Consider the following 24,863-nt stretch of genomic DNA (forward strand, 5'->3'; position numbering starts at 1 on the left):
CCTCCCTATAAAAATATTTTGCGAAGATAATTTATTTACCTCTATCTATTTAGTACCACTGATATTCTGTATCACTTAGTACTGAGCTAAAAATATAACTGAATAGCTATGATGGCAATTCATTTGTGTAACCAGCTAATCAGTCGGTATTACTTATTGCATTTATTTTTTTCTCAATTTCTTCATAATACTTTCATTCAAATCTTCACGATACTTGGAGACGTAAGTTTTAGCATTTGCCACTAGTTCGTCAGCAAAGGAAGCCACGTCATCCCCAGTAATGTCAAGCACTTGTCTTCCTTCCGCTGCACCAGCTTCAAACAAATCGATTAATTCATACTGTATGTGTAACATATCCATACCGTTACCTGCTGAGAAATTCCACATGTAGTTTTGAATTTTCTTAAATACAAACTGATAGTCCTCTGGCAGAGCCTCAACTCGTGCCATCATCATTTTGTACTCTTTTTTATCACCAATTAACTTTTTAAACATTTCTAACATCTTATTTTCCTCCTTTTTTCTAAAACCGAACAAGAAATTCCCAAAGTATCGGCCGGAACATTTTATCTTATGAACCTATTTTGACTTCAAGACGTTAATTTTTGACGATACAAAATCCCATTTTTCCCAAAACAATTCAAGCTCCTGGCGGCCTTCTTCATTTAATGAATAAAACTTACGAGGCGGTCCCATATCTGATGGTTTCTTTTCAATATTCACAAGCTTTTTCTTCTCTAATCGTACAAGGATGGTATACACCGTACCTTCCACAACTTCGGTAAACCCAAGATCATTCAGGTGGCGGGTAATCTCATAGCCATACGTTTCACGGCGACTAATGATTTCCAGTACACACCCTTCCAGTGAACCTTTCAGCATTTCAGTTAAATTTTCCATGTCCTGATCCTCCTTTACCCCCTATTCTGTCTGACTTATATTCAGTATTACAGAGTACTAAGGCGAATTTTTTACTGAGTAGTTTTTTTGAATTCATACTATTCAGTATCACTTATTACATCTACATTGTATGACTAAGTAGCGATAGATGTCAACTGATTTTCAAATTTTTTCTAAAATCCGCTATTACCTATTGTCTACTGAAAATATTTTGAGAAACAACACTACTCAGTATTGCTTATTACAAGTACATTGTATGACTAAGTAGCAATGAATGTCAACTCGATTTTTATATTTTTCTAAAATCAACTATTACCTATTCGATACAGCCTATTTTCTTTTTTTATTTTGCCCCATACCTATCCCACTAAGAAAAGAAAATACCCCAAAACAAAAATTCTACATTTTTATTTTGGGGCGCTATACTATACCAAAGTTAATGAATATGGCTAGCTCTTCTTATTAATAAGACAGATCATTTTTTGTTACGATAACATCATAGCCATATCTTCTGCTGCATTTGTAATTAGTTTTAAACCAAATGTTTCTTGTAATACATCAAGCACGCCAGGTGAAATAAATTCAGGAACCTTTGGACCGATGCGAATATCTTGAATCCCAAGACTAAATAGCCCGAGTAAAATGGCAACCGCTTTTTGTTCAAACCATGATAGCACAATACTTACTGGCAATTCATTCACTTCACATTGGAAAGCATCAGCTAATGCAGCCGCTATTTTCACTGTAGAAATGGAATTATTACACTGTCCTAAATCAATGTACCGCGGAATTTCCGTACCAGGTACAACACCGTAATCCACATCATTAAAGCGGAATTTCCCGCAAGAAGTTGTTAAAATAACCGTTTCTGGCGGAAGTGACGTTGCTAATTCACGATAATATACTCCGCCTTTTCCCGGTGCATCACAACCGGCGATAACAAAGAAACGCTTTATTTTCCCCTCTTTTACTGCATCAATAATTTCTGGGGCTAATGATAATACTGTATTATGATGAAACCCTGTTACTAACTGTTCATCCGACTCCATATGTACTTCTGGAAGTTCTAGTGCTTTTTGAATCAATGGTGTAAAATCATCATTTTCAATTTTTTGTACACCTTCTAAACCTGCAATATCATATGAAAAGAATCGATCAGAGTACGATCCTTTAATTGGCATAACACAGTTCGTTGTAGCTAATATGGCACCAGTAAATTTTTCAAAAAGGCGTCTTTGATCATACCATGCCTTACCGATGTTTCCTTTTAAATGTTTATATTTTTTCAGCTGCGGATATCCGTGTGCTGGTAGCATTTCAGAATGTGTATAAATATTAATGTCTTTTCCTTCTGTTTGCTTTAATAGTTCTTCTAGTGCAAATAAATTATGACCCGTAACTACAATTGCTTTACCTTCTACACGATTTTGTGTAATTTGTACAGGCTCTGGCACACCAAAATGATTCGTATGTGCCTCATCTAATAATTCCATCACCCGTAAAGCTGATTTCCCCACTTTCATAGCCATATCAATATGCTCTTGTTCGTTAAAGTTAGAATTTGTTAATGTCATATATAAAGCTTCTTGTGTTGTAGCATCTACAAATGCATCCGTATACCCTAGCTGAGCAGCATGTGTGCGATAAGCTGCAATTCCTTTTAGCCCAAACACAATCGTATCTTGTAAACTCGCAATCGTTTCATTCTTGCCACACACACCCATTACTTTACATCCGCCTGTTGGCGTTTGTTCACATTGATAACAAAACATATCATCCCACCCTCTCCCAATCATTCATTACACCTTAAGCATAATACCCATTGAAAAAAAGTGATGTGATTTCCATCACAATAATATATAAAGATTTGTGACAGCTCATATTGTTGACATAATATTTTTATTGACACTAAAAAACGTACATTAGTGTACACACATCTTTCAATACTTTTAAATAGCTAAATAATTAATTTGGAGAAATATATACAACGAAAAATTTTTCGAATCCCTTATACAAATAGTTGCAATTCATCGCATATGAAAATAGCATATTTTTCATTTTAAGAAACTACCATTTTTTATTAAAGTCTTTATTGTAAACCTTTTTATTTACAATACATTTACACTATCTTAACATTACTTACATTATTTATATGATATATTTATATAGAAGCTACTTAAGAAATTTCATATACATTTTATCTTTATGATCTCTTACTCTAATCAATAAAAAGATCATGTTATATTTTTATAACAGGGGTGAATTACGATGACTGAAACTTTAAAAACACTTATAATGCTTGATGCTACTTACGTTGTTATAGCAATTATGACAGTATTAGTATTTGTATACTTGGAATTAAAATCTCAGTAATATATGCTGGCGTAATCAACAGATTCAGCATTTAAATATAGTTAGAAGAAAGAGAGGAGAAAATTATTTCTCCTCTCTTTTGTATTTCTACAATTTCTTATTTTAATAAATCCAATGTATGTAAAAGTAATCCTTTGTCCCCTACTTCCCCATGACCAGGCACTACTGCATTTATATTTCTATATCGCTTCAGCACATTCTCAATCGATGTAGACCATTCATTTACATAAGCATCCGCAACGTTTCCTAAATCTTTCGCGGACGTAGATTTCACTAAACAGCCTCCAACTAAAATATTGTATTGCGGTAACCATACGACAATATTATCTTCTGTATGCCCTTTCCCTGGATAAAATGTTTCTACTTTCATATTTCCAAACTTCAAATTTGTAACGGTTTGTAAATCTCCAAGCGGTTCTTCATATCCATTTTTCTTTGCTAGTTCTGCAGTTAATGCTGTACTATGCGCTTTAATGCCTCTTTCTTTCAACGTTTTTATTCCGCCAATTCGATCAGCGTGCGCATGTGTAATAATGACATCCGTTACGCGCTTCTGAAATTTCTTTTCTACCATTTCTATTAGTTCCTTCGTTAATTTGTCATCCCAAGAAGAATCCACAAGTACTAACCCTTTAGAAGTATTAAGAACTAGACCGTTCGAAGGAACTGCTTCTCCATTAAAAGAACCTAACTCCGTATGAACCCATACATTCTTGTTTAACTGAGATATTGAAATGGTTCCCGTCTCATTTTTTATTACTGTTTTCTCTACCTTTTGTGATGCTTGTACAGAAGAAATTGTGCTAACAAATTGAATTGTTCCTAGTAAACCTACACATAATCCTACTTTTAACAACGTATTCTTTTTCATGTCATCAACCCTTTCTTTCAAGCCAAATAGTTATTACCTATATTAGACAATTCATCTCAAATGTTTGTTCCATCTTCATTTGCATACTTTTATGTAATTAACAAAAAAAGCGTACAAAATTTTGTACACTTTAAAACTTAATCTTTCATTCCATAATTCTCAAACTCTTCCTCATTCCCATAAAATACATTTAAATCAATATACTTTTCTTTTCCATTATAACCATTTAATCTTCCGCGGTTCGTGTATTGCCAAAACTTCCATTTTCTCCCATCAGATAAACTCGGTTTTGTAAGAACACTACGAATCCATATATCACATTTTGGATACGCATCCTTTATATATAAATCATACGCCTCTTGCGTTGCATACAATATTACTTTCTTACCGTAATGTTTTTCTAGCATTTCAATCATAACCGACAACTCTTTCACAACATCTTCACGCTTAGGGGGATTATCTTTTTTGTTAGCATAAAACTCAACATCAATTACGGGTGGCAATGCTTGTTTATACTTTGGAACAGTTCGTATATATTGCTCTGCTTGTGTTTCACCCTTACTATCAAAACTAAAAAAATGATACGCTCCGACGCGCATACCTGTCTTATTCGCATTCGTCCAATTTTCCGAAAAGTACTTATCTACAAAAGAGCTTCCTTCAGTAGCCTTTATAAACGCAAACTTCATATTTTGCTTTTCCAACTCTCTCCAATCTATATCTCCTTGGTATGACGCAACATCTACACCTTTTATTTCATACTTATCCGCACTTATTTGATTCGGAATAAATATGCCTTGAAAGACTAAATAAGCGAAAACACTCATTACACTAATTAAGGTAAAGACTCCTCCTATAATAAGCTTCTTTTTCATTCGTATCCCCCATCTTTACACATTAATATTCCACTTACCATTCACGTTTTTTATTAATCCTCATTTTTTCTTCAAATGCCTTCTCTAAATCAATTTCTAACTTATTTGCTAAGTCACATACATTCCAAATGACATCAAACATTTCTAAACCAATCTCTCTTTTCGCATCCTGTATTGCATCACGCTTTAATATCACTTCCGCTAATTCACCTAATTCCGCCATCGCATACATCGTACGCTCTTCAATTGTTGTATCTTGAAATCCTTTTTCTTTACTGAAATTTGATACATATCTCTGGAATTCCACAATATTCATACCTAATCTCCCCTTATCACAAATACTCTATTTTTCTATTAAACTTAAAATCAAAATTGCATTTTGTTAAATTATAACATTCAGACTATAATTTATTTATAGCCCATTAACGGAGGTGTTTGCAATGACTCTCTTCGCTTCCCCATCATTATTCATAGTGGCAATCCTTTCATTTGCACTAGCTTATTTCATTGGAGTAAAACAATACACTTGGCTCTTATCAGGATTCAATGAACGCCGCGTGCCTGATAAAGTGAAGTTATCAAAAATAGTTGGTCTTTATAATTTAGTTGCTGGGGTCATTGCCACAATCGGTAGTGTCTTCACTACTCCTAATGTCACGATCGTTATTCCTATCATTATAATTGGACACTTTATTATCGCCGCTTATGTAAATACACGCATGGTGCAGTGAAAAAGATCACCCAAATGGATGATCTTTTTTATAATTTATCAACATATTGCTTCGCTTCTAGTAAGGAAAAACCAAAAGCTTCTCTTACTCTCTTAACTGCTGTAACTTTTTTTCCTTCTTCTACAAGCTGGCGTAGTTCTTTATTAATTTCAGGTTCTCTTTCTACAATTCCCATTTCTTTCGTAATTAATTGTAATATATCTTCAATTCTCTTTAAACGTGCATCCGTTTTCTTTTCGATTCTATTTAATTTTTCAGCAATATAAATAAACCCAAAGACCGCTATCGGTATGATCATCCAAAATTCCATGACTATTCCTCCTCATTAGCTTTCATTTGTTTTATTTCACTAACTTATGTAAATTTTACCATTAAACACATTTAATGTATAATAGTAATATACAACACTGTTGATAAAACCTTTTATTTTAGGGGGATACTTATGAAAAGATTTTTTAAGACGTTACTACAATTTGTAATTCTTTCAATTGCACTACATTTATTATTTGATATCGTTGGCTGGCTTGTTTTCAATGCGCCAATTCAAAACAAACAAATCATTATTTCTTTACTAACAACCTCATGGCTAATGTACATGTACCGAGATAAATTTTTTAAAGCATTCACTTCGAATTAACTAAAAGAACTTCATCGATAAAAGATGAAGTTTTTTCTTTTTCTCTCATTCTCTCTATTAACTACTGTATAATAGAACTAATATTCTGTCTTTCATAAGAAAGGAGTCACTATGAACTTAAAAAATAACACTATATACGAGAAAATGAACCAATATTCCGTTGAAGGTTTAAGCCTTGCTGTTATACGTGATGGTAAACTAGATGAAGCAACTGCCTGCGGAACACTTGAATCTGGAACAACTAAAACTGTCACTACGAATTCCATATTTAATTCTTGTTCTATTAGTAAATTCTTCACTACAATGCTCGTACTAACGTTATCAGATCAAAAGATCGTGCATTTAGATGCAGACGTAAATGATAGACTCACATCTTGGAACATACCTACCAGTCTATTTACCTCACAGAAAAAAGTCACCCTGCGAAATTTATTAAGCCACCAATCTGGAATCATTGATCCTCCTAATAGTTTTGAGCATTATACACTTGCACAAGGGCGACCAAACATGTCTGAAATCCTTGCCGGTAAAACATCATATTGTCCAGTACCGATAGAAATAACTTATAAACCAGAAAGCGAATTTCACTACTCTGATGCAAACTTTTGTATTATTGAACTACTACTTGAAGATATAACTGGAAAACCATTCAATCTTTTACTTGAAGAATATATCTTTCATCCACTACAACTGAAAAATAGTATGCTATTCTCTACTAAAGATATAAATAAAATGGAGGCCTTTGCTTGTGGGCATAATAAAGATGGCACCGTTACAAATGAGAAGTATCCATTTTATCCATTCGCAGCCGCTTCAGGTATTTGGACAACACCAACAGACTTATCAACTTTAGTAATTGAAATCATTCATTCCTTACAAGGAAAGGGCAAACTAAAACTTTCTCAAAAATTAGTACAAGATATGATTTCTCCTCAAGGTTGCTCAAAATGGACTGGATTAGGTGTGTTTCTAGATGATTCGAATAAAGACTTACAAATGTATTCACTTGGATGGGGCGTTGGATTTCAATGTATGATGATATGCTATCCATACCGAGGTAATGGTGCTGTTATAATGACGAACGCTGACTTAGGCGTTCATCAAATGGAAGGGATTATTGGTGACGTGTTAAAAACGTTATCCTTTTAACGAAAAGAAAGAAGCTGTTCCTTCCAGCTTCTTTCTTTATATTACATTTTTGGCAACAATTTTTATATGTTCTGGTGCGATAATCTCCGTTATACTTTCTTGAAAATCTTCCTGCAACATTTCTTCCAAATGTTCTAACTGCACTTCAACATGTGTGCATTCTAAATTATGTATATTTAACAGTGCATAATGATCTTTTTTCTTAATTACTAAATATTGATTTTCCTCTGTTACAAGTACAGAACCTAATCGGACTCCTAATAAGCGTTGATCATCAAACTTCATAATTACTTCTCCTTCCCTCATATAAACGAAACTACAATGAAAATAATTACATTTATGGAAAAACACGCTTATTTAGACTATATCATAATTTACTAAAATAGAAATATCTTTTTCTGTTTCAATAAAAATCCCTATTTTTTCATATATTTCGATACAAAAAACTTTCTCAACATTAAATTTGAATTTTCAGTTTTTAATTCCATGAAAATCTATTATAATAAAGTTAATAAATGTTTGACCTCTCCTAATTCATGTACATATGGATGATCAGTAGTTATCGCTACTGATCTATTTTTTTGATTTCAGAAAGTACATACGCTGCATCCTTTCCTACACCACAAATAAGTGCGGAACCCCTTTGAGATTGCCATGGTAAACCGATATAATACAATCCTTTTACTGGACTGATTCCCTTTATATGATTAGGAAATCCTTTCTCATTCACTGCCTGTTCAATTTCAATCCAATTATAATTTTGAACAAAACCAGTTGACCATATAACGCTTTCTGCACTATAAATATCACCATTCTGAAACATAATGTTATTTCCTGATGCACTTACTACTTTTTCTTGCAGTTTGATTGCTCCATTACGAATAAGTTTCTTACCTTCAAAACCGAAAATAGGGTCCTTTCTCTTCTGAAACCATCTTCCCCTCTTTGTATTTATTTCAGCGTACAATAAACCCATTTTTTCTAGCAGATTAAAAATACTTTTTCCAAAAAGTTGTAACGGTAAAAACGTTAAAGGATGACTAATAGACACCGTAACTTCATGTGTTTTTGCAAGTTCTACTGCTATTTGCATTCCTGAATTCCCGCCACCTACTACAAGTACCTTCCCCTGTGGAATTTGCGGTGATGATTTATATTGTGATGAATGTATTTGAAAAATATGTGATGATAGATTTGCTGAAACTGAGGGAATAAATGGTTGCTGAAAACCACCTGATGCGATAATAACTTTTTTCGTTTGTAAAACTTCTGTAGGAGTATGTAATTCAAATATTTCTTTTTCTTTCTTTATTTTTAGAACTTCCGTTTGTAATTGTACCGGTAATTGAAAATGTCTTGCATATTCTTCTAAATAAGTTGCAATTTCATCTTTATATGGAAATTCATTTTTTTCACCTATTAACGCCATACCCGGCAAGCTACTGTAAGACCTTGGGGTAAAAAGCTGCAAAGAATCATATCGATTTCTCCATGAATCACCAACTTGTTTTCCTGCCTCAAGTAATAAAAAATTATACCCTTCTTGCTTCAAGTAATATCCCATTGTTAATCCAGCTTGACCCGCTCCAATAATAATTAGGTCTATCATTCTAATCCCTCCTTCTTTTACATATGAATATTTGTTCATATATTCATACGTTTCCATAATCATAACATTTTATTTTTATATAATTCAATATCTACTCAAAATAAAAAAGAGCAGTTTACCATAAAGTAAACTCCCCTTCATTCTATCTTCCCAGTCTTTAGCGCCTGTGCCCAGTCATATCTTTCTTGTTGAACAGCCAATCCAGCAGCTTCTTCCCAATTATAAGGAACTGAAATTTGTTCAATTGTCCATTCTCCCAAAACCTTTTCTATCACTACATATTTTGCATGCGGAGTTCCTGATTCCATTTTATGCATAACAGGTAACTCATCTTTGTATGCTGGAAGTCCTACACTTCCTGGATTTATAATGATCTTTCCGTTCGCAAAATAAACAACTCTAGGAATATGTGTATGACCACATACTATTATTTTTTGTTCTATATTTTGGAGTTGATCCATTATATTTTTTTCATTCTTTAATATTGCACCATTCTCATTCATCTCTTCTAACAAATACACTTCATCTGAAGTTGGCGTACCGTGACAAAATAAAATATCGTCAACAATGAATTGGAAAGGATGTTGTTTTAACCAACCTATATGATAATTTGTTAATTGATTTTGAACAAAAGTTAGTGTAGCAGATTGCTCTTGTATAGGTTCCCAAAGCATGCGATCACAATTGCCTTTAATATGTATCATCTCGCTACTCATTAATATTTCAATTGTCTCTAAAGGATCTAACGGCCCATACACACTATCTCCTAAATTTATTATCATTTCGACCTTGCGACGTGTAATATCTTTTAATACCGATTTTAAAGCGTGACTATTTCCGTGGATATCTGAAATTATAGCTATTTTCATCTTAATCCTTACTTTAATATATTATTTATAAACATCCGCAGCCAATTCCCTCAAAACTTCTACATTCACTACTTCAAAACAACCATTGTTTTTCTTGATTATATTTTTATCACAAAAAAGATTCAAAGTACGTAATAAATGCCGATAACTCGTTCCTAACAACTCCGCTATTTCCGTTAAATTCCCACTAAACACAATTCTATTTTCATGCTGAACTGCTCGTTCTCCGGCTGCTAACATGTAACTCGCAAGTCTATTTTCAAGCGGATACAATAAATTAATTGTACTGTTTTTGGAAAGTCGGTTTAATTTATGTGCCAATGATCCACAAATACATCTTAAAAATTTCGCATCATGAAATAGCTGATTTCTCACTTTTCCTAATGGTAAACCAACACAATATGAATCTGCCATCACTTGTACGTTTGAAGTGATTCTTTGAGAATGAATTAACTCCACATCTCCAAGTAACTGCAAACTATCGTAAAAACATAATAATACCGATTTCCCGTTACTTAATGTGTTAAACGCTTTCGCTTTTCCTTCAACAAAGAAATATAAATAATCTATCTCTTCATTTTCTCTACAAATAAACTCATTCTTTTTAAAAAATATAAGTTCCATATATGGCTTCATATCATGACTAAAAAATGAATCAATATTATTTTGCTTTATATACTCTGCTAATTTAATAGAATTACATACTTTCTTCATAGTTCCCCACCTTTACAGCTCATCCCCATTGTAATCAAAATTTTCTTCTTCCACTATGACATATGTCATAACAATACACAATTTCAGCATGATACAGTCATTACAAATATGAAATATAAAGGGGATATTACATTGTATAACTTTCTTTCTGTCTTTATTGGTGTGCTCATCGCCGTTATGCTTCCATTGAATGGAATTTTATCCGAGTTAATTGGGAAGTATACAGCAAGCGTTGTCATTCACCTTGTCGGTTTAATTGCAGTTATCTTCATTTTAATTATAAACAAAAATAAAATTCGTTTCGATAAAAGTATTCCACTTTTTTTATATAGCGCTGGAGCGATTGGAGTATTCACTGTTCTTTTTAACAATATAAGTTTCTCCGTCCTTGGTGCTTCTATTACGATCGCATTAAGTTTACTCGGTCAATCTATTGCTTCCATCATTATCGATCATTTCGGCTTATTAGGAATGAAAGTTGCAAAGTTTGAAAAGAAAAAACTAATTGGATTATGTTTCATCTCTTCTGGAATTATAATCATGACAATTTATTAATGGGGGCAAGAAAATGTTATATATTACGATCGCTATTTTAGCTGGTGTTTCTATCGTTGTTGCTAGAATTATTAACGCGAATTTAGCAGCGAAAATCGGAAATTGGGAAGGCACGTTTTTTAATTATATTACTGGATTATTTTTCTCTATGTTATTTTTAATTTTCAGTTCAGATTCATTGTATATTCCAATGCAGACGTTACAATCTATTCCTATTGCTGTGTACTTAGGCGGATTAGTAGGCGTTATCGTTATTTCATTATCCAACTATATTACTCCTAAAATATCAGCCTTTTATTTAACATTACTCATCTTTATCGGACAATTATTTGCGGGGACTATTATTGATTTCTTCCTGACAAATGAACTCTCAATTGGTAAAGTTATCGGTGGCATTTTCGTATTAATTGGGCTCACTTACAATTTACTCATAGATCGCCCGATAAAAACTGTGAAGCATAACCAAGTTCAACTATAATACTTTACGCTTACCTATCATATATTAATAGAAAAGCTCTTCACACGAAGTAATAGAGAGGAGAAAATCCTATTAAAAAAAGTATTTTATTGCTAGGTAGCGTATTAATTATTTGTGGAATTGTATGGTTTGTAAACTCGGGAAAATCTATTCAAGATCTCTATACTGCAAACAAACCGAAAAAGAAAGCTACTATTATTTCAAGCTCGCGAGATCCAAATGAGCCCCCTGTTTTTTTAGAAAAGCAGGAAATAAAAGATATACATGTAGAATCAATTAAAACAAAAAAGGATATCTTTCTCACAAAAACAGATGAATTAAAAACATTTATTAACAGTATGAATACCGCAAAAAAAGGCAAATTAACATTGGATGAAGAAGGATCAGATTTAATAGATTGTGATATGTGGATTACTTTCGAGGATGGAACTTATAAAAAATATTTCATATGGATAGTTGATCATCACAGCAGCGAAGTGATGATTGCTCAGCAAGATACTCCTGATGATGTAAACCTTACGTACTATCAGTTAAACGAAGATAGTTCAAAAAAAGTTTATAATTTATTTAAAAAAATTATTTAAATGAAAAAGTCATGAGCACGCGAACTCATGACTTTTTGCACTATATATACTCCGGGAACACTCTACAACTCTTTTCCTGCTCTATATCATGACCAAAGAAAACAATTGGTTTCTCTTTCGCCACAACTTCTTTTAAACGTTTAATTGAAGATAAAGCTAATTCTGGATTAAATCCTGCGAACGGCACTTCATCTTCAAAATTCTCTTTCGTGTACGATGCATCAATCGTTAATAAAACTGAACCGGATTGCTCCGTCTCAATGAATAGCGACTGATGGCCTGGAGAATGACCTGGCGTATACAATACTTGAACACCTGGTACCACTTCATAATCCCCTTCAATAATTTTGTAGTTCAAATGCGGTAATATACATTCTTTCATATATTCTTCTCTATGAAGTGCTGCCTCATATTCGGTTCGCTGCACAATAATCGGTGTATTTGTAAAAGCACCGTTTCCTCCTGCATGATCAAAATGTAAGTGAGAGCTAATAATATATAAAAGGTCGTCTGGCTCATACCCTACACGCTTTAATATATTCACGATTCTATCTTCTTCAGTCATTTTCGGTAAAATCTGTCCTTCAACAAATGTACCGTTAAAAAGCCCTTCATTATTAACTGCACTTTCTGGCATACCTGTGTCTACTAAAATAGGACCTTCTTCCGTCTCCAAAAGATAACACCACACCGGCAAGTTTAATAGTTTCCCCGGTGTTAACGCACTGTTAACAGACGAATGATCCAACATGCAACGACCTGCTGGGATGAAATAAAGTTTCTTTACTGTCATTATGTATCCACCTTTACATTTAGTTTTGGATAAAGTAATACAGTAAAAAATTCTTCTTTTTAGAAATAAACTCCTTCTAGGCTATCAGTACAGCTTGCATAAAAAAAGGGTATTTTTTTACATAGCAGTATTTCACCATCTATAATATAGAAGTAAAGGATTCTTACTTTAAATGAAACATTAACACCGATTAACGCTGAAAACTTAAAGAAAGCACATACACTACTTGAAAGCGGGCACACCATTGGGAAAATCGTATTAGAGAAATTTTAATCATGATAGCGACAGATAGTATGTGAAATTATACCAACGATTTTTCAAATATATCCATCACAAATCAAATTATATCAACAATTCGACAAGGTGTACCGATTTATCGACAAATAACAACAATAAGAAAAGGCTGTTCCAAATGAACAGCCTTTTCTTTATTTACTTGAAATCTCTTTATTATTTTGAACGTCTAACGGAGCTCGCTTTCCTATTCCAAAAGCATAGAAACTAATTGTAACGATAGCTAAGAAAATAATACCTACAACTAATGAAATACGAGTATCATCGTTAAACCACATTCCGATTAATACCATAATTAAAAAGGCAATCGTTAAATAGTTTGTAACAGGAGCAAATGGCATTTTGAACGGATGATCTTTCATCTCTGCTCCCTTTTCTTTTCTAAAATTAATTTGACTAATTAAAATGACAAACCATGGTACCATTCCAGGAAGTACACTCGCACTATATACATATACGAATAAGTTTTTCGGTGCGATGTAACTTAAAACAACACCAACCGCCAGACCGATAATTACGCCAACTGTACCAAATAAAGGCACACCATTTCCAGAAAGTTTCGTGAAATATTTCGGTGCTTGTCCATTTACACCTAACGTATAAAGCATACGACCAGCACTATAAATACCACTATTACAACCAGACATTGCTGCTGTAATAACAACGAAGTTAATTAATCCAGCTGCTGCCGTAATACCAACTTTCGCAAAAGTTGCTACGAACGGACTACCAATTGTACTTAATTGATCCCACGGATACACAGTTACAATAACGAAAATAGCACCGATGTAGAAAATTAAAATACGCCAAATTGTACTTTGAATCGCTCTTGTAAGTGTCTTCTTTGGATCCTTCGCTTCACCAGCAGTAATACCGATTAATTCCACACCTTGGTATGCACCAACTACAAGTGATAAAGCAAAGAAGAATCCTGAGAAACCACCTGTAAAGAAACCGCCATTTGACCAAAGATTAGATATGCCAATCGCTTCTCCGCCGTTACCAATTCCGAAGAAAATAAGGCCAAATCCCGCAATAATCATTAATAGAATCGTAACGATTTTAATCATCGCGAACCAAAATTCAAATTCACCAAATGACTTCACAGAAATTAAGTTAGCTGCACCAAGAATAACCATTGCAATTATACCTGGTATCCAAGCTGGTAAATCCGGGAACCAATATTGCATATACGCTCCAACCGCGATAATTTCTGACATCCCAACGATAACCCACTGGAACCAGTTACTCCACGCTGTCATATAACCAGCTAGTGGATGAATATACTTATGACCGAATGTCGCAAATGAGCCTGTACTTGGCTCCATATACAACATTTCTCCCATGGCACGCATGATGAAGAAGATGAAAATACCTGCAATTGCATAAGCAAGCATTACTGACGGACCTGTCCATTTAATTGTGCTGGCTGATCCCATAAACAAACCAACACCAATCGTTCCGCCTAAAGCAATCATTTGAATATGACGTGCTTCTAAACCTCTTTTCAATTCTTTGTTTGCCACTTCACTTCCCCCTCTTAGATGATTCATAGCCGCATTTTAACACAAGATGCTTTCCCCTAATTCCTTTCGACCCTGAAAATGATGAAGCAAACGTCATTTTACACTAGCTTTAAAGCTATCCTAAAATCGTTTTGTGCTCCTAATAAAATTCTCAGAACCTTTCATCTTCCAATATTCTATAAATCTTAAAATTACTTACCTTATATTAATTCATTAATCTGAAAAATTCAATTATTTTTTCAATAAATTATTATACATAAGTCTGATTAATTTTTAACTAAATTAACAATAAAATACATCTATTCAATATGATTCCGACATGTATATTATTACAATATAAATAAACAAGGAGATGCTATCTTCCTCGGTTTCATATCTCAAATACTTCAACCTTTATAGTTGATAACGTAATTTCCCACACATTCGATTCATATACCAATAAGAAATTTAATATATTAATAAACTACTAACTTCTTTACTCCAGCCAAATTTTGAGGCAGAAACCTTTCTGCCTCAAAACAACGGGATAAAATATAAAAGAGTCTCATTAAAAAATGAGACTCTTTTACGATTTCATATTTAAATCGATTTCGAAGTTTGCTTACCAAAGATAAACACCCTAGTAAACACTGCCATTATAACTACAATAACCAGAAAATAAAGTGGCATCACCATTAACGAGCCTGTATGCAGCTGACTCATTCCCAAAATTGTCATCGTTACAATTACATAGTAACCTAAACTAAACAATGCACCAGCTGTACCAATGACATCTTGAAAATCTACTAACGCTAAACTTAAACAATTAGGTAACGCTACTCCAATTCCTAATAGCAATATAAACATCGCTATTAAAAATACAATCATATATATTATATTTGGATTTGATCCAACTGAAGTAATAATAGATAAAGCGACTGCTCCCCCTGTCATTACAAGACAACCGATATATATAATTTTCTCTAGTTTATAAGTAGCAAGTAAACGTTTTGAAATTTTCGCTCCAACAATAGAAGCAGACGCTACAACAATTCCTAGAAAGCCATACATACTAGGCGATAACTGAAAGTATTCAATAAAGATAAACGGCGCTTCTGCATAATAGCTAAATAAAACACCATTTGCTCCTCCAATTAACAGCCCATATGTTACCACTTTTGGATTTGTAATTAACCTCTTCAAGACTGAAAATACATTTATTTTATTCGTTACTGAGCCCGTTTTTGTTTCAGGAAGAGAAACAAACGTATACAGAAAAATACCGATACTCATAACTACTAAACTTAAAAATACTATTTTAAATCCAAACATTTGATCAAGAAAGCCACCAATTAACGGTCCTATCGCTGGTGTAAAAGCAATGACTGCTGAAATTTGAGCAAACATAACATGCCTCTTATGCCCTTCTACACTTTCACGAAGAATCGTTTGCGTCACAACTGATCCTGCACTTGCTCCAAACGCTTGAATAAAACGACTTACCAATAAAACTTCAATGGAATTTGCAATAAAGCACAAGAAACTCCCAGCGCCATATACGACAATTCCAAATAACATTGCTGGGCGACGGCCAATTATATCTGATAGCCATCCAATAAAAAATACACCTAAAGCAAATCCAGCAAAATACACACTAAGCGTTAACTGCACCTCATTATTACTTACATGTAACGCCTTTGAAATATCCGGTAAAGACGGTGTGTAAATCGTTTCACTAATTTGCGGAAATGCGACAAGAACAATCATTAACAAAAGTGATGGTACTGAGACTTTTTTCATTTTTCATACCCTCCTATAACTTTGAAAATCTCAGAAATAAAAAGACTTTCCTTAGCTACGGAACAGGAGGGGCCATTATAGAAATCCGGTCATAAAACAACAAAGAAAACACCTCAATTACGTATGTTAATACTTATAGGAGGGTAATATTAACATCGATTTTTAAATATACTTTTTCAATTATATTACATATTGCGTTTCTTTTACTAGTGCTCGGCCTTGGAGGATTGTTAAAAAGATAACTTGATGCATTCACCTTTTTATGGAATAATTAGAAATAGTTTGAATTCATAAACTTAATTATTAAACGATAGACTAGCAAATTTTAATGTCACAAGCTTACAAACAGGAGGACTTTCGTAATGATTGAAATTTTAAGGACAGTATTAAATTTCCTAATTTCTCTATTCTCAGGAGAATTACCAATTGTATATTATGTATGGATTATTAGCCTATTCCTAATTCAAATAACCCAATCTACTCTAAACTATAAACTCTTTAACAAGAAAGACAATTTGAGCACTTATATATTGGAAGGATTACTTGCTTTTATTATTTTATTGTTTGGAGGAATATTAGTATCTAAGTTACTTGCTTACATAATAGACGATCCTACTATTAGTATGACGAATTTAACACATTATTTTGTTTCTCTTATCATATTAACTATATTTGTTGTAATAACCTGTGTTAAAGACTTTATAGAAACATCTATAAAGAATAAAAATATCTCTCTTTTTAGCTTTTTAGTAATTTCCTTCATAACAAGTCTACTTTCATTCAAGTTTTTATCACCTTTAATTGAAGGTTCTTTTTCTCTTTCTAAATCTTTTATAACTACTTTAATCACTCTAGTAACCGTATCCATTCCTCTATTAATTTCTTTAGAGGAAAAATATGCAGGTGAAAAGGAAACAGAAAATTTATAGCTTCCCATTTACATAAAAGAAAGAGGGAGCTCCCCCCTTTCTTTTATATCGTTCTATTTCACAAGACTAAATCATTCCTTTTAATATTAATCCTAAAACTGACATTATTATCGTGCTAATAATAATTCGCAAAATCCAAGTAGTGTTTGTACTTATTTTTTCTAATTGCTTATTGATTGTTGCTATATCTTTCTCATTAATAGTGGTACGCGTTTCTAAATTTCGAATGTCTCTCATCATTTCTTTTTGCTCCGCCTTGAGACTGTCAATTTTAGCGTAAACATCTTCCATATATTCACACCCTCTGTTCATCTTAATAGAAAAATCTATATATATTATGAGACAACCCTCTTACCTGTGAATACATTGCGTATATCCGCGTACCAAATTATTTGTACAATCTAATTGAATTACTCACATGTTTCTATTCTTCTATTTATAAATTAGCGTTAAGATACATTAAAATTTTAAAAGGAACCCCTTGTTTATTTAACAACAAACAAGGTGCAATCCAACATTCGGAAGCACCTACGATAATTTCTATTGTTTTCATATTTACAACTCCATATAATCAGTATGATTTTCTGAAGAAGCCAATTTTTGAACTGCTTAAAGTATACTAATATGAATACGAAATAGCTGTATTGATAAACTCTCTAGAACAATAAATATACTGGCTGAAACGGATCTATATCCGATATTTTTTCCAGTAACATGAATGGTTATTTCTGATAAATGCGTTTGTACATCATTGTTTTCAAAAATTTCATCCTCAACCTTTACAATATCTGCTTCACAATCTACTTCTTTAAAAGTTTTCAATAATTTTGTTTCCAATAAACTACAATCAAAGCTCTCATCTTTTATTACGGCAAATTTAACCTTCATATCGATTTCCCCATTTTTAACAAACTAAAATCACTAAATCAATATAAATATATATTATTCTATTAAATAATTCAAAATATACGCTTCTTATATGCATTATTAAAAATCAGTTCTAAAGAATTAAATAGTAGGCGTTCCACTAATCTTTCATATAATTCGTCTCTTAATTATTTTGCTCATTGCGCTTTTTTATTTTCCTCACTATTTCAACTAAACTTTCTGTAATAATACATATTTCAAATACATTATTTCCTTTCACTCATACTTTTATCATTGAGTTTTTATTCACAAATTCGTAACACATACATATGAGTTATCATGCTAAAATTAGTTTATTCACAAGAAGAAGTTCTTCTTAATAAATCAACCATTTTTAATACCCTGTTTAAAGCCTTGCCCCCCTGCAAGGTTTTTTCCTATTTAAATAGAGTAGTAGTTTTCGTTATGCCTCTCCCCCTTGTTCCTTACCCTACAAATAATACTTCATATTTATTTTAATTTTTTAGCATCCGTACTCGCTCTGTTCGAGAGCTCTTTACCAAATATTCAATCTAATGATAAGATTGACCAAATTAATATTTTCGTCCATAACTGTATCAAAAAGTACACTAAAGAAAAAATAGCACTCTCACAATTAAGTAAACGCGAGCTTTTTCTTCTATCTACTTACTATTTAAGGTTAATAGTGATATAACCAGATTTTAAAATTCGACTTAAATTCATTGATGAATGGAGAGGTTTATATGAAATTGAAAGACAAAGTAGCAATCATAACTGGTGGTGCAAGTGGAATTGGCGAATCTACTGTTCGTCTTTTTATCGAAGAAGGTGCAAAAGTAGTTATTGCTGACTTTTCTGAACGTGGAAAAGAACTATCAGATGAATTGAATGCACATGGATATAATACTTTATTTATTAAAACTGATGTAACAAAAGAGGCAGATATTAAACAGCTAATTCATGAGACAGTAAGTACATACGGTAAATTAGATATTATGTATGCCAATGCCGGCGTTGCTGATGATGCACCAGCAAACGAATTATCCTATGAAAAGTGGAAAAGGACTATTGATATTAATTTGTCTGGGGTATTCCTTTCTAATAAATATTCGATTGAACAATTCCTTAAACAAGGTACAGGTGGTGTCATCGTTAACGCTGGTTCGATTCATAGTTTTGTTTCATTACCTACCCCAACAGCATACTCCTCTGCAAAAGGTGGTGTGAAACTATTAACTCAAAATTTATGTACTGCCTACGCTAAATATGGAATACGTATTAATGCGGTGTGCCCTGGTTATATTGACACCCCTTTACTCGGTAGTGTTAATCCTGAACAAAAAGAATATTTAGCTTCACTTCATCCACAAGGCAGACTTGGAACACCAGAAGAAGTCGCTAAAGCTGTCTTATTTTTAGCAAGTGATGATGCTAGTTTTGTTAACGGTACAACACTTCTTGTTGATGGAGGCTATACTGCACGTTAATTTAAAAATTTTGAAGCCCCCCTAAGAAATATATAGTCTTCAATAAAAAAAAGCACCATCACAAGTGACGGCGCTTTTCTATGTAAGAGTAACTAGAAGATATCCTTCTAGCCTACTCCCATTTATAAGTCCAAAACTGTTCAAGTTGCAGCCATTTTAATGTTGCTGCATCTTTGTTTTTTATTTTTGCATGCGTGTCTTCAAGCATTGCTTCTGTTTGTGAACGGTGCGCACCTAATGCAGTTAATTTATGATCAAATACTTCACTAATGTTATTTACAACATCCGGTTCTCCTAATACTGCCTCACGATTTTTCGTAATCGCAACAGCATGGATAACTGGGCGCTCTTCTTTTGGCATACGTGATACAGCGCGAACGACAGCGCGGCCAAATGCATTATGATCTGGATGTACACCGTGTTCTGGATAAAATGTAATAATTCGAGATGGATTTACTTCTTGAATGATTGCTTCAATTTTATCAGCAACGAAATCAACATCTTCAAATTCTAACGTTTTATCATGGAAGCCAAGCATTCTTAAATCTTTAATACCCATCGCTTCACAAGCATCTTTCAATTCTTTCTTACGGATATGTGGAATCGTTTCACGGTTAGCGAATACGTTCTTACCCATGTTACGTCCCATTTGTCCTAGAGTACCACATGCATACGTTACAGGTACTCCTTGATCTGTTAATAAGCGAATTGTTCCTCCCGCAGCATATGCTTCATCATCTGGATGCGGAAATACAACAAGTACATGTCTCTCCATAAGTTTCCCTCCTTCTTACTTAAATGGTGTTAAGCTTAACTCAAGTGCAACTGCTAAGCGACCTAAATTATCATGTCCAGCTAGTAATAAACGCTCTTGATCGTCTACTTCCCAGTGCGTAATACCTTCAGCATATACCCAACCGTGATCCATTTTCAGACCAACTCGATATGGATTTGTTCCAGTTATCTTCCCGCGTTCAAAACGGATAATCGCATTTCGAATGAAAGCACCAACTGTCATCATCTTTTCATTTATGTGTGATGCATACGCTCCGTTTGTCGTTTCTAAATGAATATATACATCTTTATTTACAAAACGTTCAATTTCATTTTGAATAAGAGAACTATCTTTTACTATTTCCATCGGAATTCACCTCTTTAAACCATTTTACGCAAAAATAATGTAAATTGCTATCTCTATATTAGAGGACAACGCTCACTTTTCCTAATAATTTGCACTGTGTTTTTTATATTTTTTATATGATATGTAAAAAATACATTTTTTCCTTCACTTTGTTAAATAGTTTTCTTTCTTTTTTGAATTTGCTACAATATATTTTATCCCGTATTATTACAGCGAGATACATTTCGACAATTGAATACATAATTTAAAGAAGGTGACATGATTGGAACAGTCAGCACATGAAGTAGCAAATTGGCAATATTATTTTGCAATTGCCGTATTTTTAATCACGTACGGATTTATTATTTCTGAGAAATTGAATCGTGCTGTAATCGCACTATTCGGTGCTGCTATTATGATTATTTTTGGAGTTGTAGATTTACATACTGCTTTCACATCACATATTCAATGGGAAACGATTACCCTTTTAATTGGGATGATGATTCTCGTACATATTACGAGTCAATCAGGCGTCTTTGAATTTGTGGCCATTAAAGCGGCAAAAGCAGCTGGTGGAAAACCGATTCGCATTTTATTATTACTATCCCTATTAACTGCTGTCGGATCAGCATTTTTGGACAATGTAACGACTGTTTTATTAATCGTTCCTGTTACATTATCCATTACACGTATTTTAAAAGTAAATCCTGTGCCTTATTTGATTTCAGAAGTGCTGTTTTCAAATATAGGCGGAACAGCAACATTAATCGGTGATCCACCTAATATTATGATTGGATCAGCAAACAAGCATTTAGACTTTAACGCCTTTTTACTTAACTTAGCTCCAATCGTAATTATTATTTCTATCGTGACACTTGGCATTATTTACTTCATGTATCGTAACAAACTAAAAACAACACCTGAACAAATCGAAAAACTAATGGCATTAAACGAAAAAGATTACATTAAAGATCAAAGCCTCCTTTTAAAATCTATTTCGATTTTAGGACTAACTATTTTAGGCTTCGTACTTCATTCGATTATTCATGTAGACGCTGCTGTTATCGCGATGACAGGCGCTACACTTCTTATGTTAATCGGCGTGAAAGAACATGATATTGAAGATGTATTTGCCCATGTTGAATGGGTAACCATTTTCTTCTTCGCCGGATTATTTGTTCTCGTTGGCGGGTTAATTGATATCGGACTTATCTCTTCACTTGCAAGAGAAGTAATCGACGTAACAAATGGTGACATCGGATTCGCAGCTATACTTATTTTATGGGTATCTGGCATCGCATCTGCGACAATCGACAACATCCCATTTGTCGCAACGATGATTCCTCTTATTCAAGACTTAGCTACAGGACTCGGACTATCTGTCGATTCTCCGCAAATCGAAGTACTATGGTGGGCGTTATCTCTTGGAGCTTGCTTAGGAGGAAATGGAACACTAATCGGTGCATCTGCAAACGTAGTCGTTGCTGGTATTGCAAAACGTGAAGGACATGGCTTCTCTTATATGGACTTCTTAAAAATTGGTTTACCATTAACTATTGTTGCACTCTTGTTATCACATGCTTATATATATTTACGTTATTTAATGTAAAAGTTGTATTGCATGAAATTATATCGTCAAATACAAAAGGTTTGCAGCATTCGTGCTGCAAACCTTTTTTCATCACCAAAATATACCGATAATTGCTAAACCACCTAAAATCATACCACCAATTTGTCCGACAATTGTTGGTGATAATTGAACACCTTTTCTCACTTCAACAACTGGTCTTTCGTGCCTTAGTTGCTGCACTTCACTTTGAAGTTGGTGCACACTTCCGTGTAACTCTTTAATAAGTTCTTTTAATTCGGCGACCTCTTCATTTACTGGTTTTGCCTTTTCTAAATTCATTTTGCATGACTCCTTATAAATTCAATCAACACACTGTAAATTTTCGCCAATTACCATTATATCTCCTGCATACTACATATATAATTTCGAATGTACTTTCTAACCTTGCAGCTCTATCCATTCATCCCGCAATATCCCCATAATCATACGGTCAAAACACTTCCCATCTCTTTGAACCGCTTCTCTCATACAGCCTTCCATTTGAAAACCCATCTTTTTATACAATGCAATGGCAGGTTTATTATACGAAATAACATCGAGACCGATGCGGTGTAAATTCAATTCATAGAAAGCATATTTTAAGATAAGATAGATCGCTTCTCTTCCATATCCCTTCCCCCTATCATTCGCATCTCCTATACCAATAGCTAATAAACCCGTTCTGTTATTCCACTCTATGCCATGAATTGCAACAAAACCAATTAAGCGATCATCTTGAACTGTCCTTAACATGAAAGAAACACTATTCGATCTTCGTCCCTTTAATAGCCCATCACTCGCTATTTCCTGTAAAGATTCCGGGAATGCTACATCTGTATCAACATTTCTTAAATACTCACTATCTTCCTGCCACATAGCCATTACTTCAGCATCTGCTTCTCTCATAACTGATAATTTAATCGTTTTGTTTTGAAAAAGATTCATTGTCATTTCAAACTCCCCTTTATTAAATAATGGGGATAATTATTCTAGCCTATTTATCCCCTATTTCCATAAACTGCTTTATAAACGGGATACTTACAATAAGTGCTGACATCGGCACATCTCCTCTGCATTAAATTAAATTTATTGTATATTTTTTTATTTATTCTAACAATAAAAAAGACCCTCAAAATTCAGAGGATCTTCCTAACATCGAATCGATATTATTTCGTAAACATTTTCTCCGCTTCATCCATTGCCATTTTGTTACCTAAAGCAGAATAGTCTAGCCATGGTTGGTCATTAATAATGTATATGTGCTTTTCTTTAACAGCTTTTAAGTCTTTCCAAATTGGTGTTTCTTGAAGTTGTTTAAATGCAGCTTTTGCCTTATCGTCTCTATTTACAACAACGAAAATAGCATCTGCATCAAAGTCAGGTAATACTTCTTGTGAAATGACTTCGAAAGGGCGGTTTCCATCAATTTTCTCTACACCATTTGCAGGCTGTAACCCTAAGTCTTGGAATAAAATTGGTCCCATCGGTCTTTTCGTACTAAATACACGCAATTCTTTTGCAGTAACGCGAATTGCCATTACTTTTTCGTTATTACCTAGCTCTTTATCTATTAAACCTTTTACTCGTTTTGATTGCTCTTCGTAATCTTGAATATATTTATCTGCTTCTTTCTCACGGTTTACAAGTTTACCAACTTGTTTTAAATGATCTCTCCACGTACCTTCATCTAAATTGAAAGAATGTGTTTTTGCAATTTTTTCGTATTTCGCTACATCTTTACCAGCATATTTTTCATCAACATAAATGTCAGTTGGCTTTAATTGAAGTAACGCTTCCATATTCGGATCTGTTACAACACCAAGCTTCTTCGTATCTTTCAACTTCTCTTTAGCGTGCGGTAAGAAATCTTTTAAATCTCCACCAATAACAGAACCTACTGGTGTAATTCCTAATGCAAGTAAATCATTCGTTAAATGAATAGACATTGAAGCAATTTTTGGGTCATTACTTTTTTCCGTTTTTTTCGTTGCCTCTTCATTAGCTTTCGTTTGACCACATGCTGCTAATACTAAAATACACATCATGCTAAATAAAATAGTAAGTTTCTTTTTCATATGTTCTCCTCTTTGAAG

The 24,863-nt window shown here is 33.5% G+C and carries 30 protein-coding genes and 1 pseudogene; 10 read left to right on the forward strand and 21 right to left on the reverse strand.

Annotated elements, in window-relative coordinates; all coding sequences use genetic code 11:
* Positions 1 to 162 precede the first annotated feature (162 nt).
* The 6 genes from MKY21_RS17180 to MKY21_RS17205 all read right to left on the reverse strand — a co-directional run bounded on the left by MKY21_RS17180 (position 163) and on the right by MKY21_RS17205 (position 5,335).
* Entirely contained in the window at positions 163 to 504 is a 342-nt protein-coding gene (locus MKY21_RS17180) for a DUF1048 domain-containing protein (protein WP_000891986.1), read from the reverse strand.
* Between the two features lie 75 nt (positions 505 to 579).
* Positions 580 to 900 carry a PadR family transcriptional regulator gene (locus MKY21_RS17185; RefSeq protein WP_000429487.1) on the reverse strand — a complete coding sequence of 107 codons (321 nt, stop codon included), beginning with the start codon at positions 898 to 900 and terminating at the stop codon, positions 580 to 582.
* A gap of 485 nt (positions 901 to 1,385) precedes the next feature.
* A complete protein-coding gene (hcp, locus tag MKY21_RS17190) occupies positions 1,386 to 2,672 on the reverse strand; it encodes a hydroxylamine reductase (RefSeq protein ID WP_061663930.1) in 1,287 nt (428 codons plus the stop codon).
* A gap of 698 nt (positions 2,673 to 3,370) precedes the next feature.
* A complete protein-coding gene (gene bla2, locus MKY21_RS17195) occupies positions 3,371 to 4,144 on the reverse strand; it encodes a BcII family subclass B1 metallo-beta-lactamase (protein ID WP_000742468.1) in 774 nt (257 codons plus the stop codon).
* Positions 4,145 to 4,281: 137 nt separating this feature from the next.
* Positions 4,282 to 5,019: a glycoside hydrolase family 25 protein gene (locus MKY21_RS17200; RefSeq protein ID WP_061663918.1), complete on the reverse strand. Its 738-nt coding sequence runs from the start codon at positions 5,017 to 5,019 to the stop codon at positions 4,282 to 4,284.
* A gap of 34 nt (positions 5,020 to 5,053) precedes the next feature.
* On the reverse strand, positions 5,054 to 5,335 hold the full coding sequence (locus MKY21_RS17205; RefSeq protein WP_001028137.1) for a MazG nucleotide pyrophosphohydrolase domain-containing protein: 282 nt from the start codon (positions 5,333 to 5,335) through the stop codon (positions 5,054 to 5,056).
* 124 nt (positions 5,336 to 5,459) lie between these two features.
* Between MKY21_RS17205 and MKY21_RS17210 the strand changes: the two genes are divergently transcribed.
* The gene (locus MKY21_RS17210; protein WP_000171769.1) at positions 5,460 to 5,750 is read left to right on the forward strand and encodes a DUF3784 domain-containing protein; all 291 of its coding nucleotides are present in this window, start codon (positions 5,460 to 5,462) and stop codon (positions 5,748 to 5,750) included.
* A gap of 28 nt (positions 5,751 to 5,778) precedes the next feature.
* On the opposite strand, the gene MKY21_RS17215 is transcribed toward MKY21_RS17210, so the two are convergent.
* On the reverse strand, positions 5,779 to 6,060 hold the full coding sequence (locus MKY21_RS17215) for a hypothetical protein (RefSeq protein ID WP_086391379.1): 282 nt from the start codon (positions 6,058 to 6,060) through the stop codon (positions 5,779 to 5,781).
* A gap of 132 nt (positions 6,061 to 6,192) precedes the next feature.
* On the opposite strand from MKY21_RS17215, the gene MKY21_RS17220 reads away from it, so the two are divergent.
* Both MKY21_RS17220 and MKY21_RS17225 read left to right on the forward strand, forming a co-directional pair.
* On the forward strand, positions 6,193 to 6,387 hold the full coding sequence (locus MKY21_RS17220; RefSeq protein ID WP_086391378.1) for a hypothetical protein: 195 nt from the start codon (positions 6,193 to 6,195) through the stop codon (positions 6,385 to 6,387).
* Between the two features lie 111 nt (positions 6,388 to 6,498).
* Positions 6,499 to 7,536, forward strand: coding sequence for a serine hydrolase domain-containing protein (locus MKY21_RS17225; RefSeq protein WP_137074698.1), 1,038 nt, complete (start codon positions 6,499 to 6,501; stop codon positions 7,534 to 7,536).
* Between the two features lie 36 nt (positions 7,537 to 7,572).
* Here MKY21_RS17225 and MKY21_RS17230 read toward each other — a convergent pair whose 3' ends face one another.
* From MKY21_RS17230 to yeiL, 4 genes are all read right to left on the reverse strand, one after another.
* The gene (locus MKY21_RS17230) at positions 7,573 to 7,821 is read right to left on the reverse strand and encodes a hypothetical protein (RefSeq protein WP_086391376.1); all 249 of its coding nucleotides are present in this window, start codon (positions 7,819 to 7,821) and stop codon (positions 7,573 to 7,575) included.
* Positions 7,822 to 8,101: 280 nt separating this feature from the next.
* Positions 8,102 to 9,145, reverse strand: a complete 1,044-nt coding sequence (locus MKY21_RS17235; protein ID WP_000566229.1) for a flavin-containing monooxygenase — start codon at positions 9,143 to 9,145, stop codon at positions 8,102 to 8,104.
* 137 nt (positions 9,146 to 9,282) lie between these two features.
* Positions 9,283 to 10,014, reverse strand: coding sequence for a metallophosphoesterase family protein (locus MKY21_RS17240; protein ID WP_137074696.1), 732 nt, complete (start codon positions 10,012 to 10,014; stop codon positions 9,283 to 9,285).
* 21 nt (positions 10,015 to 10,035) lie between these two features.
* Positions 10,036 to 10,728 (reverse strand): transcriptional regulator YeiL, encoded by a 693-nt coding sequence (gene yeiL / locus MKY21_RS17245; RefSeq protein WP_000754826.1) that lies wholly within the window; start codon positions 10,726 to 10,728, stop codon positions 10,036 to 10,038.
* A 108-nt stretch (positions 10,729 to 10,836) separates the two neighbouring features.
* On the opposite strand from yeiL, the gene MKY21_RS17250 reads away from it, so the two are divergent.
* The 3 genes from MKY21_RS17250 (at position 10,837) to MKY21_RS17260 (ending at position 12,345) form a co-directional block, all read left to right on the forward strand.
* Positions 10,837 to 11,283 carry a DMT family transporter gene (locus MKY21_RS17250; protein ID WP_002005482.1) on the forward strand — a complete coding sequence of 149 codons (447 nt, stop codon included), beginning with the start codon at positions 10,837 to 10,839 and terminating at the stop codon, positions 11,281 to 11,283.
* A gap of 13 nt (positions 11,284 to 11,296) precedes the next feature.
* The gene (locus tag MKY21_RS17255) at positions 11,297 to 11,761 is read left to right on the forward strand and encodes a DMT family transporter (protein ID WP_000965802.1); all 465 of its coding nucleotides are present in this window, start codon (positions 11,297 to 11,299) and stop codon (positions 11,759 to 11,761) included.
* Positions 11,762 to 11,850: 89 nt separating this feature from the next.
* A complete protein-coding gene (locus MKY21_RS17260; protein ID WP_061663920.1) occupies positions 11,851 to 12,345 on the forward strand; it encodes a hypothetical protein in 495 nt (164 codons plus the stop codon).
* Between the two features lie 40 nt (positions 12,346 to 12,385).
* On the opposite strand, the gene aiiA is transcribed toward MKY21_RS17260, so the two are convergent.
* Entirely contained in the window at positions 12,386 to 13,138 is a 753-nt protein-coding gene (gene aiiA, locus MKY21_RS17265; protein WP_074595573.1) for a quorum-quenching N-acyl homoserine lactonase AiiA, read from the reverse strand.
* Positions 13,139 to 13,303: 165 nt separating this feature from the next.
* On the opposite strand from aiiA, the pseudogene MKY21_RS17270 reads away from it, so the two are divergent.
* Positions 13,304 to 13,411 (forward strand): annotated as a pseudogene (locus tag MKY21_RS17270) (zinc-binding alcohol dehydrogenase family protein); the annotation flags it as partial.
* A gap of 155 nt (positions 13,412 to 13,566) precedes the next feature.
* On the opposite strand, the gene MKY21_RS17275 reads toward MKY21_RS17270, so the two are convergent.
* A complete protein-coding gene (locus tag MKY21_RS17275; protein WP_001284404.1) occupies positions 13,567 to 14,958 on the reverse strand; it encodes an amino acid permease in 1,392 nt (463 codons plus the stop codon).
* Between the two features lie 579 nt (positions 14,959 to 15,537).
* Positions 15,538 to 16,737, reverse strand: a complete 1,200-nt coding sequence (locus MKY21_RS17280) for a multidrug effflux MFS transporter (protein WP_341076999.1) — start codon at positions 16,735 to 16,737, stop codon at positions 15,538 to 15,540.
* Between the two features lie 362 nt (positions 16,738 to 17,099).
* Between MKY21_RS17280 and MKY21_RS17285 the strand changes: the two genes are divergently transcribed.
* Positions 17,100 to 17,666, forward strand: coding sequence for a DUF5823 family protein (locus MKY21_RS17285; protein ID WP_000570032.1), 567 nt, complete (start codon positions 17,100 to 17,102; stop codon positions 17,664 to 17,666).
* A 66-nt stretch (positions 17,667 to 17,732) separates the two neighbouring features.
* Here the strand turns inward: MKY21_RS17285 and MKY21_RS17290 are convergent, their stop codons facing one another.
* Positions 17,733 to 17,957: a hemolysin XhlA family protein gene (locus tag MKY21_RS17290; protein WP_000390471.1), complete on the reverse strand. Its 225-nt coding sequence runs from the start codon at positions 17,955 to 17,957 to the stop codon at positions 17,733 to 17,735.
* Between the two features lie 318 nt (positions 17,958 to 18,275).
* Positions 18,276 to 18,554 carry a hypothetical protein gene (locus MKY21_RS17295; protein WP_000865018.1) on the reverse strand — a complete coding sequence of 93 codons (279 nt, stop codon included), beginning with the start codon at positions 18,552 to 18,554 and terminating at the stop codon, positions 18,276 to 18,278.
* 743 nt (positions 18,555 to 19,297) lie between these two features.
* Between MKY21_RS17295 and MKY21_RS17300 the strand changes: the two genes are divergently transcribed.
* A complete protein-coding gene (locus MKY21_RS17300; protein ID WP_000768020.1) occupies positions 19,298 to 20,041 on the forward strand; it encodes an SDR family NAD(P)-dependent oxidoreductase in 744 nt (247 codons plus the stop codon).
* A gap of 112 nt (positions 20,042 to 20,153) precedes the next feature.
* Here MKY21_RS17300 and bshB2 read toward each other — a convergent pair whose 3' ends face one another.
* Positions 20,154 to 20,816 (reverse strand): bacillithiol biosynthesis deacetylase BshB2, encoded by a 663-nt coding sequence (gene bshB2 / locus MKY21_RS17305; protein ID WP_000439483.1) that lies wholly within the window; start codon positions 20,814 to 20,816, stop codon positions 20,154 to 20,156.
* 15 nt (positions 20,817 to 20,831) lie between these two features.
* A complete protein-coding gene (locus MKY21_RS17310) occupies positions 20,832 to 21,182 on the reverse strand; it encodes a YojF family protein (RefSeq protein WP_000407045.1) in 351 nt (116 codons plus the stop codon).
* Positions 21,183 to 21,444: 262 nt separating this feature from the next.
* Between MKY21_RS17310 and MKY21_RS17315 the strand changes: the two genes are divergently transcribed.
* On the forward strand, positions 21,445 to 22,770 hold the full coding sequence (locus tag MKY21_RS17315; protein WP_000437992.1) for an ArsB/NhaD family transporter: 1,326 nt from the start codon (positions 21,445 to 21,447) through the stop codon (positions 22,768 to 22,770).
* A gap of 72 nt (positions 22,771 to 22,842) precedes the next feature.
* On the opposite strand, the gene MKY21_RS17320 is transcribed toward MKY21_RS17315, so the two are convergent.
* The 3 genes from MKY21_RS17320 to MKY21_RS17330 form a co-directional block, all read right to left on the reverse strand.
* On the reverse strand, positions 22,843 to 23,070 hold the full coding sequence (locus MKY21_RS17320; RefSeq protein WP_001047304.1) for a hypothetical protein: 228 nt from the start codon (positions 23,068 to 23,070) through the stop codon (positions 22,843 to 22,845).
* A 99-nt stretch (positions 23,071 to 23,169) separates the two neighbouring features.
* Entirely contained in the window at positions 23,170 to 23,721 is a 552-nt protein-coding gene (locus tag MKY21_RS17325; protein WP_000178487.1) for a GNAT family N-acetyltransferase, read from the reverse strand.
* A 215-nt stretch (positions 23,722 to 23,936) separates the two neighbouring features.
* Positions 23,937 to 24,845 (reverse strand): iron-hydroxamate ABC transporter substrate-binding protein, encoded by a 909-nt coding sequence (locus tag MKY21_RS17330; protein WP_061139050.1) that lies wholly within the window; start codon positions 24,843 to 24,845, stop codon positions 23,937 to 23,939.
* Positions 24,846 to 24,863 lie beyond the last annotated feature (18 nt).

The organism is Bacillus sp. FSL R9-9497 (genome assembly GCF_038005805.1).
GTDB classification, from domain to species: domain Bacteria; phylum Bacillota; class Bacilli; order Bacillales; family Bacillaceae_G; genus Bacillus_A; species Bacillus_A cereus.